15 protein-coding genes are annotated in these 12,481 nt (G+C 67.2%); 11 read left to right on the forward strand and 4 right to left on the reverse strand.

Annotated features, from left to right (window positions below; all coding sequences use genetic code 11):
• The first annotated feature begins 1 nt into the window (after position 1).
• The 10 genes from argH (at position 2) to NGM29_RS05220 (ending at position 8,922) form a co-directional block, all read left to right on the forward strand.
• Positions 2–1,507: an argininosuccinate lyase gene (gene argH, locus NGM29_RS05175; RefSeq protein WP_254159375.1), complete on the forward strand. Its 1,506-nt coding sequence runs from the start codon at positions 2–4 to the stop codon at positions 1,505–1,507.
• 206 nt (positions 1,508–1,713) lie between these two features.
• On the forward strand, positions 1,714–1,878 hold the full coding sequence (gene lysW / locus NGM29_RS05180; RefSeq protein WP_253432542.1) for a lysine biosynthesis protein LysW: 165 nt from the start codon (positions 1,714–1,716) through the stop codon (positions 1,876–1,878).
• Positions 1,875–2,777, forward strand: coding sequence for a lysine biosynthesis protein LysX (gene lysX, locus NGM29_RS05185; protein ID WP_254159376.1), 903 nt, complete (start codon positions 1,875–1,877; stop codon positions 2,775–2,777). Before lysW ends, lysX begins: the two co-directional genes overlap by 4 nt.
• Positions 2,777–3,862 (forward strand): N-acetyl-gamma-glutamyl-phosphate reductase, encoded by a 1,086-nt coding sequence (gene argC, locus NGM29_RS05190; RefSeq protein ID WP_254159377.1) that lies wholly within the window; start codon positions 2,777–2,779, stop codon positions 3,860–3,862. The genes lysX and argC overlap by 1 nt, the downstream gene beginning before the upstream one ends.
• A gap of 1 nt (position 3,863) precedes the next feature.
• A complete protein-coding gene (locus tag NGM29_RS05195) occupies positions 3,864–4,766 on the forward strand; it encodes an acetylglutamate/acetylaminoadipate kinase (RefSeq protein ID WP_254159378.1) in 903 nt (300 codons plus the stop codon).
• Entirely contained in the window at positions 4,763–5,914 is a 1,152-nt protein-coding gene (locus tag NGM29_RS05200; protein ID WP_254159379.1) for an aspartate aminotransferase family protein, read from the forward strand. Before NGM29_RS05195 ends, NGM29_RS05200 begins: the two co-directional genes overlap by 4 nt.
• Before the next feature lie 19 nt (positions 5,915–5,933).
• Positions 5,934–7,121 carry a [LysW]-lysine hydrolase gene (locus NGM29_RS05205; protein ID WP_425499229.1) on the forward strand — a complete coding sequence of 396 codons (1,188 nt, stop codon included), beginning with the start codon at positions 5,934–5,936 and terminating at the stop codon, positions 7,119–7,121.
• A complete protein-coding gene (argF, locus tag NGM29_RS05210; protein ID WP_254159380.1) occupies positions 7,121–8,086 on the forward strand; it encodes an ornithine carbamoyltransferase in 966 nt (321 codons plus the stop codon). The genes NGM29_RS05205 and argF overlap by 1 nt, the downstream gene beginning before the upstream one ends.
• Before the next feature lie 270 nt (positions 8,087–8,356).
• Positions 8,357–8,605, forward strand: coding sequence for a hypothetical protein (locus NGM29_RS05215; RefSeq protein WP_254159381.1), 249 nt, complete (start codon positions 8,357–8,359; stop codon positions 8,603–8,605).
• An 8-nt stretch (positions 8,606–8,613) separates the two neighbouring features.
• Positions 8,614–8,922, forward strand: coding sequence for a transcription factor S (locus tag NGM29_RS05220; RefSeq protein WP_254159382.1), 309 nt, complete (start codon positions 8,614–8,616; stop codon positions 8,920–8,922).
• Positions 8,923–9,002: 80 nt separating this feature from the next.
• On the opposite strand, the gene NGM29_RS05225 is transcribed toward NGM29_RS05220, so the two are convergent.
• From NGM29_RS05225 to NGM29_RS05235, 3 genes are all read right to left on the reverse strand, one after another.
• Positions 9,003–9,794, reverse strand: a complete 792-nt coding sequence (locus NGM29_RS05225) for a methyltransferase domain-containing protein (RefSeq protein ID WP_254160423.1) — start codon at positions 9,792–9,794, stop codon at positions 9,003–9,005.
• A 76-nt stretch (positions 9,795–9,870) separates the two neighbouring features.
• On the reverse strand, positions 9,871–10,269 hold the full coding sequence (locus NGM29_RS05230) for a nascent polypeptide-associated complex protein (RefSeq protein WP_254159383.1): 399 nt from the start codon (positions 10,267–10,269) through the stop codon (positions 9,871–9,873).
• Positions 10,270–10,473: 204 nt separating this feature from the next.
• Complete coding sequence (locus NGM29_RS05235; RefSeq protein WP_254159384.1) at positions 10,474–10,980, reverse strand: hypothetical protein; 507 nt, start codon at positions 10,978–10,980, stop codon at positions 10,474–10,476.
• A 180-nt stretch (positions 10,981–11,160) separates the two neighbouring features.
• Here NGM29_RS05235 and NGM29_RS05240 point away from each other — a divergent pair, with 180 nt between their 5' ends.
• Complete coding sequence (locus NGM29_RS05240; protein WP_254159385.1) at positions 11,161–11,928, forward strand: class I SAM-dependent methyltransferase; 768 nt, start codon at positions 11,161–11,163, stop codon at positions 11,926–11,928.
• A gap of 19 nt (positions 11,929–11,947) precedes the next feature.
• Here the strand turns inward: NGM29_RS05240 and NGM29_RS05245 are convergent, their stop codons facing one another.
• Positions 11,948–12,448 carry a PUA domain-containing protein gene (locus NGM29_RS05245; RefSeq protein ID WP_254159386.1) on the reverse strand — a complete coding sequence of 167 codons (501 nt, stop codon included), beginning with the start codon at positions 12,446–12,448 and terminating at the stop codon, positions 11,948–11,950.
• Between the last annotated feature and the right edge of the window lie 33 nt (positions 12,449–12,481).

A 12,481-nucleotide genomic window follows, 5' to 3' on the forward strand; every position in this document is an offset into this window, starting at 1 on the left:
CATGACCGGAGAGGATTCCCTGCAGGACGACACCGACGCGCCCCGCTCGAGTTCGACTGACGAGAGCGACGCCGGCAGCGTCGTCCGCCGTGACCGCTTCAGCGGCGGTCCCGCACGCGGATTCCTCTCCTCGCTGGCGGCCGACGAGCGTATCTTCGAAGCGGACCTCGCGGTCGACCGTGCGCACGTCGTGATGCTCGCCGAGTGCGGAGTCGTCGACGACGACACCGCGGGCGACATTCTGCGCGCGCTCGACGCCATCGAGGTCGACGGGCACGCGACCCTCCCCGACGGCGAGGACGTCCACGAGGCCATCGAGACGGCCGTCATCGACGGGGTTGGAGCAGACGGCGGGAAGATGCACACCGCCCGTAGCCGCAACGATGAGGTCGCCGCGTGCATCCGCTACCGCCTCCGTGAGGACGTCCTCGAGGCGCTCGAGGCGACGCTCGCGCTGCGCGAGGCGCTCGCAGCGGTCGCGAGCGAGCACGTCGAGACGACGATGCCCGGTTACACCCACCTCCAGCCCGCCCAGCCGACGACCGTCGCCCACTGGGCGCTGTCCTACGAGGGAGCGATTCGTCGCGACACCGAACGCCTGCTCGAGGCCTACGCGCGGATCAACGCCTCGCCGCTGGGCGGGGCCGCGTTCGCGGGGACGACCTTCGATATTGACCGCGAGCGGACGGCCGAGTTGCTCGGGTTCGACAGCGTGATCGAGAACTCGATGGACGCGTCCTCGAGCCGGGACTTCCTGCTCGAGACTGTCCAGGCGCTGTCGACGCTGTCGACGACGCTGTCGGGGCTGGCCGAGGACGTGATCCTCTTCGCCAACCGCGGCTTCGTCGACCTCTCGGACGATTACTCCTCGACGTCGTCGATCATGCCCCAGAAGAAGAACCCAGACACGCTCGAACTCGTTCGCGCGGTCGCGGGCGATGCAGCCGCCGGGGTGCAGGGCCTGACGACGACGCTCAAGGGACTCCCACGCGCATACAACCGCGACCTCCAGCGGGCCACCCCGCACGCGTGGTCGACGGTCGACGCCGTCCTCGAGGCGACGCGCGTGGCGGCCGGCGCGGTTGCCACTGCCGAGTGGAACGAGGACGCCCTCGCCGCGGGGGCAGGAGCCGGCTTCTCGACGGCGACCGGCGTCGCGGACCTGCTGGCCGCGAACGGGGTGCCGTTCCGGACGGCCCACGAGATCGTGGCCATCGCCGCCGAGAACGGGGCCGACTACGCGGCCATCGAGTCCGCCGCCGAGGACGTACTCGGCGAACCGCTCGAGAACTACGCCGATTCCGGGGCAGTCGAGTCGGCACTCGACCCTGCGGCGAGCGTGGCCAGTCGCGACTCGACGGGTGGGCCAGCGCCCGACGCCGTCGAGTCCCAGTTCGAGTCCGCTCGTGACGCGCTCGAGAGCCACGAAGTGGCCGTAGGCGACCTCGAGACCGCTCTCGAGACGGCCCACGACGAGCTACGGTCCGAGGTGATGACGTATGCGTGAGCGTCGTCCCGTTAGTCCTGGCTGGGCGGTGCGGCCGCCGCGATCACCGCCGTCCCCGCCAGGGGACACTATACTATTTCGATGACATTCGAAACAAGATTTGCGGGAAAATAGCATTTTGGCGTCTTTAGGGACGAGTATAGTTTTATAATATATTTGGTAGGTTCGAAGGATTTAAGGTACCTCGTCCCCGAGAGGGGAGTACAATGACAGAATGCGTCGAGTGTGGGGCGGACCTGACCCTGCACGACGATCTGGAAGTCGGAGAAATCGTCGACTGTACCACCTGCGGAGCCGAACTCGAAGTCATCGACACCGAGCCGCCAGTCCTCGAGCGAGCCCCCGAGCTCGAAGAGGACTGGGGTGAGTGACCTTGCATATAGGAATCCTCTACTCCCGGATCCGCAAGGACGAGAAGCTCCTCCTCAACGAGCTCCGCGAGCGCGGCCACGAGGTCGAAAAGATCGACGTGCGCAAGGAGACCTTCGACGTCGCCGAGGCCAGCGAGACCTTCGCGGACCTCGACCTCGTCGTCGACCGCTGTCTCGCCACCAGCAGGAGCCTCTACGCCACGCGCTTCTGTGAGGCCTACGGGGTCCCTGTGGTCAACAGCAACGAGACGGCCGAAATCTGCGCCGACAAGGTCAAGAACAGTCTCGCGCTCGAGTCCGCGGGCGTCCCCACGCCTGCGACGAAGGTCGCGTTCACCAAAGAGAGCGCCCTCGAGGCCATCGAGAGCTTCGGCTACCCTTGCGTCCTCAAGCCCGTCGTGGGCTCGTGGGGGCGCCTGATGGCCAAGATCGACTCCCGTGACGCCGCGGAAGCGATCCTCGAGCACAAGGCAACCCTGGGGCACTACGAGCACAAGGTGTTCTACGTCCAGGAGTTCGTCGCAAAGCCCGGTCGCGACATGCGCGTGCTGGCCGTCGACGGCGAACCCGTGGCGGCGATGGTTCGCTCCTCGGACCACTGGCTCACCAACGCGGCCAAGGGCGCCACGACCGAGCCCTTCGAGCTGGACGACGAGGCGCTCGAGTTGGTCGCAAAGGCCAGCGACGCCGTCGGCGGGGGTCTGCTGGGTATCGACCTCATGGAAACTGGTGATTCGTACACCGTCCACGAGGTCAATCACACCGTCGAGTTCAAGGCGCTCAACGACGCCGTCGACGTGGATGTCCCCGGGACCGTGGTCGACTGGCTCGAGGCGAAGGCCGAGGCCACGACCGAGGAGGACGGGGCAAACGACACCGAACTCGAGGTGACGCTGTGATGGCCACGGGCGCACAAGCCGCGGACGACGCGACGGCGACCGACGCCGAGACCGTCACCGCCTCCGTCGTCGGCGGCACCGGCTTCACGGGCGGGGAACTCCTCCGCCTGCTCGCCGGCCACCCGAATTTCGAGATCCAGCAGGCCACGAGCCGCTCCGCGGCGGGAAAGAGCGTCGGCTCGAAGCACCCGCCTCTGCGCGGGAGCGACCTGCGATTCAGCGACCCCGAGGACCTCGAGTCCGTCGACGTGCTCTTCACAGCGACGCCACACGGCGTCTCGATGGGCCAGATCGACGAGTACCTCGACGTCGCGGACACCGTGGTCGACCTCTCGGCGGACTTCCGCCTCGAGAGCGAGGAACAGTACGACGAGTGGTACGACGGGCACACGAGTCCAGAGTACCTCGAGCGCGCGGAGTACGCCCTCCCCGAGATCAACCGCGAGAACCTCGCTGGCGCCGACTTGGTCGCTGGCGGGGGCTGTAACGCCACCGCCACGATCCTGGGACTGTACCCCCTGTTCGAGCACGGTCTCCTCGAGGGGGGAGAGCAGATCGTCGTCGACGTGAAAGTCGGCTCCTCGGAAGGCGGCGCCGGCGGCGGCGAGGCGTCCTCCCACCCCGAACGTTCGGGTGTCGTCCGCCCCTACGCGCCGACGGGTCACCGCCACGAGGCCGAGATCGAGCAGTTCCTCGGCACCTCGGTGGCGTTCACCTGCCACGCGGTGGACATGGTTCGCGGCGCGAGCGCGACGAGTCACGTCTTCCCCTCGGGCCCGGTCTCGAAGGGCGACCTCTGGAACGCCTACCGCGAAACCTACGAGGACGAACCGTTCGTCCGCATGGCCGCCGGCGGCTCGGGCGTCTACCGCTACCCCGAACCCAAAGCGGTCGCGGGGACGAACATCGCCGAGGTCGGCTTCGAGCTCGACCCCTCGAACAAACGGATCGTGGTCTTCTCGGCCATCGACAACATGATGAAGGGCTCGGCCGGACAGGCCGTCCACGCCGCGAATATCGCACTGGGGCTCGAAGAGACGGCCGGACTCGAGTTTACGGGATTGCATCCCGTGGGGGCGCCCTGAGATGACAATAGTAGTGAAGATCGGCGGCGCTCGAGCCGTCGACCCCGCGGAAGCCCTGGCGGACGTAGCTCACCTCGTAGCCAACGGCGAGCAGGTCGTCGTCGTTCACGGCGGCTCGACGGCGGTCGACGAGACACTCGAGGAACTGGGCGAGGAGCCCACCTACGTCGAGACTCCCAGCGGCGTCGTCGGGCGGTTCACCGACGAGCGCACTATGGACGTGTTCAAGATGGTCATGCCCGGGAAGCTCAACACCGACCTCGTCGAGGCCCTGCAGAACGAGGGCGTCGACGCGGTCGGCCTTTCGGGCGTCGACGGCCAGCTCCTCTCGGGGAAGCGGAAGTCGGCCGTCCGCGTCCAGGAGGACGGCAAGAAGAAGATCAAGCGCGGCGATCATTCCGGGACCATCGAGGACGTCAATGCGGGCCTCCTCGAGACCCTGCTCGCGGGCGGGTACGTCCCCGTCGTGGGCGGACCCGTCCTCGGCGCCGAGAAGGACGGCGGTTGCACCGCGGTCAACGCCGACGCCGACCGCACGGCCGCGGCCGTCGCGGGGGCGCTCGAGGCCGACCTCGTGCTCCTGACGGACGTCTCGGGGATCTACGCCGATCCCGAAGATGAGTCGACAAAGATCGATGAGGCGACGGACGAAGAGTCGTTCGCGGCTGTCGAGGACGCCGCCGAGGGCTTCATGACGAAGAAGGTCATGGCCGCGAAAGAGGCCCTCGAGACCGGCGCGAGTTCGGTCGTGGTCGCGGATGCGAACGCGAACGATCCCGTCTCGAATGCCATCGCGGGTCACGGGACGACGATCACCCCTGGCGCGCTGGGCCTGGGGCTCAATGGCGAAACTGACGATGACGACGCGGACGAGAAGGCGGCGCTCGAGGTGACCAACCAATGAGCGGGTTCGTCTTCTCCGAGAAACCCATCTCGATCGCCTCGGGCGAGGGCGCGTTCCTCACCAGCGAGGACGGCACCGACTACCTCGACCTCGGCGCGAGCTACGCCTGCACGCCGACGGGTCACTGCCACCCGCAGGTAGTCGAGGCGATCCAGGAGCAGGCGGGCGAGTTGCTCTACGTCCAGGGTTCGTACCCGGTCAAGTCCCGGACCGACCTCCACACCAGGCTGGCCGCGCTCGCCCCCGGCGACCTCGAGAACGTCTGGCTCTGCAATTCAGGTACCGAGGCTAACGAGGCGGCGCTGAAGTTCGCCCGGAGCGCGACCGGCGGGACGAAGATCGTCGCCGCGAAGCGCGCCTTCCACGGCCGGACGGCGGGGACGCTCTCGGCGACGTGGAAACCGAAGTACAGGAAGCCCTTCGAGCCGCTGCTCCAAGACGTCGAGTTCGTCACCTACGGGGACGCAGACGAGTTATCTGACGCCGTCGACGACGACACCGCCGCGGTGATCCTCGAGCCGATCCAGGGCGAGGGCGGCATCCACCCCGCGCCGGCGGGCTACCTCGAGGCGGCCCGCGAGGTCACTGAGGCGACGGGGACGGCACTGATCTTCGACGAGATCCAGACGGGACTCGGCCGGACCGGGACGACGTGGGCCTGCCAGAACGAGGCCATCGGCAGCCCCGTCGAGCCCGACATCCTCACGACCGCGAAAGGGCTCGCCAGTGGGCTTCCGCTCGGGGCGACGCTGTGTGCCGACTGGATCGCCGAAAACGCCGGTCCCCACGGGTCGACGTTTTCGGGGAACCCGCTCGTCTGCGCAGCCGCGAATGCCACCATCGACGTCCTGGTCGACGAGGATTTAGCAACCAACGCCGCCGAGGTTGGCGACGCCCTGAAAGCCGAACTCGAGGCGTCCGACGTGTCCCTCCGGGACGTCCGCGGCGAGGGCCTGATGCTCGGCCTCGAAGTCAAGCGCGGGGCCAACCGCGTGCTCCGGGATCTCGCACTCGAGCATCAGATACTCGCCCTGCCGGCGGGTCGAAGCGTCGTTCGGTTGCTCCCGCCGCTGGTTCTCGAGCGCGAGCACGCAGCCCAGGTCGTCGACGCACTGTCGGCGATTCTCACACCCACGGCAGAGCAATGATTCGAGACATGGAAGAACAATGACGCAGGCCACGCCAGAGATGGACGCGAACGAAACGGACGAGGCGGCGACCGCTCCCGCCGACGAGACCGACGGAAGCGAGACGAGCACCGACTTCGAGTCGAGCGCAGTCACTCGAGCGGCGGCTCGCGAACTGCTGATCGACCTCGTCTCGACCCCGTCGCCCTCGGGCAAGGAGGACGCGGCAGCCAAAGTGCTCGCCGACTTCTTCGAGAGCCACGACCGCGAGGTCTGGATAGACGAGGTCGGCAACGTACGGGCGCCGGCCGACGATGCGGTCCTCCTGACCTCCCACGTCGACACCGTCCCGGGAGAGATTCCGGTTCGGGTCGAATCGGCGAGCGACGAGGACGTGGACGCCGAGGTCGCGACCGCAGGCGAGGATGTCCTCTGGGGCCGCGGCAGCGTTGACGCTACCGGCCCGCTGGCCGCGATGGCCGTCGCCGCCGTTACCACCGGCCTCTCCTTCGTCGGCGTCGTCGGCGAGGAGACGGACTCGCGAGGCGCGCGCCACCTCGTCGCCGACCGGGAGGCACCGGGTGCCGTGATCAACGGCGAACCCTCCGGAGTCGACGGCATCACGCTGGGCTATCGCGGCTTCCTGGCCGGCACCTACGTCGCCACCAGCGAGTCCGGTCACACCTCCCGGCCTGAACCGAACGCCATCCAGCAGGCCACTCGCTGGTGGTCGGCCGTCGAGGATGCCTTCGAGCCCGACGATTACGAACCCGTCTTCGAGCAAGTGACCGCCAAACCCGTCTCGCTCGAGGGCGGCACCACCGAGGACGGCCTCTCCGTGGAGGCGACCCTCGAGGCACAACTCCGCATCCCGCCGAGTCTCGACGCCGACAGCGTGAGAGAGACGGCGGAAGCCGCCCTCGAGGTCGGCACCGTCTCCTGGAAGGAGCCGATCCCGCCGGTGATGGAGAGTCCACGCACCGAAATCGCACGGGCGTTCCGTGTCGCGATCCGGCAGGAAGGCGGCGAGCCGAGACTCCTCCGGAAGACCGGAACGAGCGACATGAACCTCTACGCCGGCGCGTGGGACTGCCCGATGGTCACCTACGGCCCCGGCGACTCGGACCTCGATCACGCCCCCGACGAACGCCTCTCGCTCGCGGATTACGAGCGCTCGATCGCGGTCCTCGAACGCGTCGGGAACATGCTCCGGGGGGAGGACGCGTGATGACGGGCGACTCGAGTCGTCCCGCCCACGCGAGTCGCTCGGCGGCCGGAATCGAGGGTGACGTGCGCCACCTGCTCGACATCGACGACCTCTCTCGCGAGGAACTGTTTACCGTCCTGGACCGGGCGGCCGATTACAAACTCGCCCAGACGCGCGGCGAGGGCCACGCCGACTTGCCAGGGAAAACGCTGGGCATGCTCTTCCAGAAGCCCAGCACTCGGACGCGCGTCTCCTTCGAGACGGGGATGACCCACCTCGGCGGTCACGCCATCTTCCTCGGAGCCGACGACATCCAGCTGGGTCGTGGCGAACCACTCAAAGACACCGCGAGGACTCTCTCGCGGTACGTCGACGCGGTGATGGCACGGGTGTTCAAACACGAGAATATTCGGGTGATGGCCGAGTACGCGGACGTGCCGATCGTCAACGGGCTGACCGACGACGCCCACCCGTGCCAGACGCTGGCTGACCTCCTGACGATCCGCGAGCGCTTCGCCGACCTGGATTCCGTCTCGGCGACCTGGATCGGCGACGGGAACAACGTTGCTCAGTCGTTCGTCCTCGGCTGTGCGCTCGCCGGAATCGACCTCACGGTGGCGACGCCCGAGGATCACGGCATCGACGAGGCCGTCCTCGAGCGGGCGGCCGATCTCGGAACGGCGCCGACGGTTACGCACGACCCCGTCGAGGCGGTGACGGACGCGAACGTCGTCTACACCGACGTCTGGGTCAGCATGGGCCAGGAGGACGAACGCGAGATTCGCCTCCGGGCGTTCGAGGGGTTCCAGGTCAACCAGGAACTGCTCGAGCACGCGCCCGAAGCGGCCGTGATGCACTGTCTGCCGGCCCACCGCGGTGAGGAGATCACCGACGCCGTCATTGAGAGCGAGCGTTCGATCGTGTTCGATCAGGCAGAAAATCGGCTCCACACCCAGAAGGCGGTGTTGAGCTGGTTGCTCGAGTAACTCGAGCGACGCGGCCGCTTTCCTGTCCGCGCTCGAACGATGCGCGGCTGCGGTCGACTGTTGGTGGACGAACTCCTGTGCGAGCAGCAGTAGGCGGAAAACGAGAGACGCAGACGCTTCAACGGCTGTCGGAACGTGTTCAGGATCGGATTGAGGCGGCCTCCTGTCGTTCCTCGAGGCGAAAAATCCCATGTTTTTATATGGAAGAACCTGCTATCCCGAGTTAGCAGCACGTTAGACAGGCTGCTGCGCACCGCGGATGCCGTGTGTATGGGGTGCCCGGCAGACGCGGGCGAGCGATGGGGGGAAACCATCCACCACCAACCGATCCACTGGGGGGATCGCCTGTTTCCGTTTTTTCGCGGTCGTGACGGAACGGCGAGCACGATGCTCGAGCGTCTCGACGCCTCAATCGCCCTCGAGGCCCTTCGCCGCTCGGTTTCCGTTTCCTTGCTCGAGTCTCTCGATTTCCTGCCGTCCGCGGCGGAACGCGCCATTAATGTGTCTCGACTCCCGTAGCCGGATACATGGAATTCTGCGACGAATGTGGCTCGATGATGAAGGCGGACGATGGCTACTGGGTCTGCGGTAGCTGCGACTTTACGAAACCGAAAGGCGACAGCGACGAGTACGTAGTCACCGAAGACCAGGAGGCGACCGAGGTGATTGAGTCCTCCGACGAGACGTCGCTCCCGAAGACCGAGGCCCGGTGCCCCGAGTGTGGCCACGACCAGGCGTACTGGTACCTCCAGCAGACGCGCTCGGCGGACGAGTCCGAGACCCGGTTCTTCATCTGCGCGGAGTGCGAGTACAAGTGGCGCGAAGACGACAACTGATCCTCGCGGAATCGATCACTCGAGTTCGTCATTGACGCCCGTAGCGGGCGAACTCGATAGTTAATCACTCGACCGATCGATCACTCGAGTCGAGCCACGATCAGGTACCCGGTGTGGCCGACGGGGGCGGTCGACGGCCGCGACCCCCGGTCGTCGAAGGTCATCTCCCGCTGGATGGTCTCGCGGGTGACGACATTCGAGAGTCCGGCCTCGCGAGCGGCCTCGCTGGTCTCGCGGGCGGTCTCGACGAACGGGCTGTAGACGGCCACGAACCCGCCCTCGGCAAGGAGGTCGGGCGTGTGCTCGACGATGGTCGGCGCGTCGCCCGTATCGAGGGTGAGGACGTCGAAACCGGGGCCCGCTGCGAGGGTCTCGAGGTCATCTCGAAGGTCGCCCGTCCGAACCTCGACGTCGCTCGAGACGCCACCCAGGGCCATGTTCTCCCGTGCGACGTCGGCGAACTCGGGGTCGCGCTCGTAGCTCACCACCGATGCGCCAGCGCGGGCCATCGAGGCCGCGAGGACGCCGGTTCCGGTACCGGTGTCGAGCACGCGGTCGCCGACACCGATGCCAGTCTCGCCGATCACGAGGCCGACGTCTCGTGGCACCATCGGGGCGCCGGTGCGCTCGAAGTGATGGAAGAGGTCGGGACCGCGGAGCTTTCGGACGCGAAACTCGGTGCCGAGGTGGGTCTCGAGGACCTGCCCTGGTTCGACGTCGGTGGGGACCTCGAGGACACCGAGGTCGGAGCCGAACTCCTCGCCGGGCTGGACGAGGTGTTCGCGGTCCTCGTGGACGAGCAGGACTGGCGGTCGGTCGGTGGGTTCCGCTTCGGCTTCGGCTACCGGTTCGCCCGCGTCGCTCGCGTTCACGTCTGCGTTCGTGTCTCGCTCGTCAGTCCCACTCTCGTCTCCACCGTCAGGTAATCCCGTCACGCGAGTACCGGGCTCACTCGAGGCGTTCGACTGCGGCTGCGAGGTCGCCGTCCTCGGCCTCGAGGGCTTCGCGGGCTTCGTCGTCGCTGACGCCGGTGCGGGCGGCGACGATTTCGATGTCCGAGTCGGGGATGGCCGACCCGGTATCGGCGCCGGATTCGTCGGTGTCCGCGTCGGCGCCGCCAGTGTCACCGGCACTCCCGCGCTCGCGCTCCTCAGGCGTCCCGATGACCTGGTAGGTCTCCTGGCCGCGGGCGTCCATCTTCGTGACGTCCGCGTCGGTGAAGACGAGGTCGTGGTCGGCCGTCCGGATGATGACCTCCTCGGCGTCGATTTCGTCGACGTCGATCCCCATCTGTTTCATCATCTGTTCCATCTTCCGTGGATTGAGTCCGCCGCCACCTCCAAACATACTCGAGACGTGGCCAGCCGCGGGCAAAAACCCACCGGAACCGTCTCTCGCGTCCCTCGCGTCCCGCAACGTTCTTTGGGGCCTTCGCGGCCTCCGCGTCTGTTGAACCCTCGTGCCCTTCGCGTCCGTTGTACCCCGTGTCCCTCGGGCCTGCTGCGTCTCTGTTGGCATCTCGACTCGAGCGACGAAACCCGAGATACAACCTCACCGGAGGCTTCCGGACTCCGGTGAATCGCCGCTCTCGAGGTCGTCACGTCCGCGCCAGCTCCACAGGCCGAGCACCATCAACGTGACCCCGAGGATCGCGATGACCGCCCAGACGCCGATCTGAGTCGCCGTCAGCGCCGATCCGGTAAACAGGGTGGTCGCCTGGAGCAAGAACGCGACGAGCAACAGCAGTCCGAACATCGAGGCGATGGCGACACCGATCCCCTCCCGGATCGCCCATTGAAGCTCTTCGGCGTCGCGGTCGGCCGTCTCGGTGTGGTCACGCGATCGAATTTCCTCGTCGGCGTCGACGTAGCCGGGCGTCGCCCACGGCGTCTCGAGGTAGCCGATCACGTACGAGAGCGTGGCCCCGGCGACCATCACGACGGCGAAGGTGACCACCCCAGCGACGAGCGTCGGTGGGGCGAACAAGAGCGTGATCACGGCCGCGGCGACGACCGCCCCGCCGAGCATGACCAGGAATCGTCGGAGTCGTGGAAGCATACTACCTCTATGCCACCGAGTACCATAGGTCTATCACCGGTCAGTGTACTGACTCGAGTCGGGACCGACGTACGACCTCGATCGTGCGACTCGGGGACTCGAGAGGACGGTGGCCTCGAGCGCGCGGCAACGGTCGGACGGTCGACATCTATACAGCACTCCTCGACTGATAGCGAGCCAGTGACCGAGGAACACGATGGAAAACGGGAGACGGCCGTTGCGTTCGACACCGCTACCGACCACTACCTCGACAGCGACGTCCATCGCCGCGGCGCCGACCTCGAGCGACTGACGTCGTGGTGTGCGGATGCGACGTGCGCCCTGGACGTCGCGACGGGCGCGGGCCACACCGCTGGTGCCGTCGCCGCTCGAGGCGTTCCAACCGTCGTCGCGAGCGATGCCGCGCCGTCCATGGTCGAAACTGCCGTCGACGCCTTCGACGGCCTCGAGGGGGCCGTCGTCGACGCCGAGCGCCTTCCGTTCGCCCGCGACGCGTTCGATGCCGTCACCTGTCGGATCGCCGCCCACCACTTCCCGAACCCGACGGCGTTCGTGAGCGAGGTGTCCCGCGTGCTCGAGTCAGGTGGAACGCTCGCGCTCGAGGATAACGTAGCGCCCGTGGACCCGTCGCTCGGCGAGTTCATCAACCGCGTCGAACGGCTCCGTGACCCGACCCACATCGAGTCCTACACGATCGAACGGTGGCACGAGTGGCTCCGCGAAGCGGGGTTCGCGCTCGAGGAGACGGTTCAGCTGCGAAAGCAACTCGAGTTCGAATCCTGGACCGACGGCCAGTCCTGTACCGGCGAGGAGCGAAAACGGGTCGAACGAACGCTACGGGAGGCCTCCGACGAGGCGGCCGAGACGTTCGACATTCGGGTCGAAGACGGTCGCGTCGTCTCGTTCGCCCCGCTCAAAGCGCTGGTTCGAGCGCGACGCCTCGAGTGAGACGGGTAGAATCACTGAGCTAGTCGTCCGCCCGACTCGCTCCGCTCCGAACGTTCACCGCCATCCCTGACTCGAAGTCGAGGATCGACTCGCCGTCGAGTTCCGCGCGGCCGACTGCGAGCAGGTCGCCCCGCTCGTGGACGACGAGCACCTCGTCGCCCGGCCGAATCTCGGGCCCCGCCTCGAGGACGAACTTCGAGAAGACGTTCTTACCGTCGCGGACGAACGGTTCGCTCTCGTCGTCGACGACGATTCGGTAGGCAGGCGGCTCGAGCGCCTGGTGGAGGCGGCGGCCGCCCTCGAGGCCGAGGGTGAAGCGGCCGTCGGTGCCGAAGGAGACGATTCGCCCACGGCCAGCGTGGATCTGCTGGGGACGACCCGAGGTCGTCCGTTCGATGCGACGGTCCTCGCCGGGCGGGAACAGCGCCGCGCCGGCGCCGGCCCCGAACTGGTAGTCTGCGATGGTCCGCAGGTCGGCATTTTCGTCTCTCCCGCTCTCGTCGACGGCGTGCCCGTTCATTCTTGGTCTCTACCGCCCGTTCGCGCGGACTCG

Origin of the sequence: Natronosalvus rutilus, assembly GCF_024204665.1 — an archaeon.
GTDB lineage: Archaea > Halobacteriota > Halobacteria > Halobacteriales > Natrialbaceae > Natronosalvus > Natronosalvus rutilus.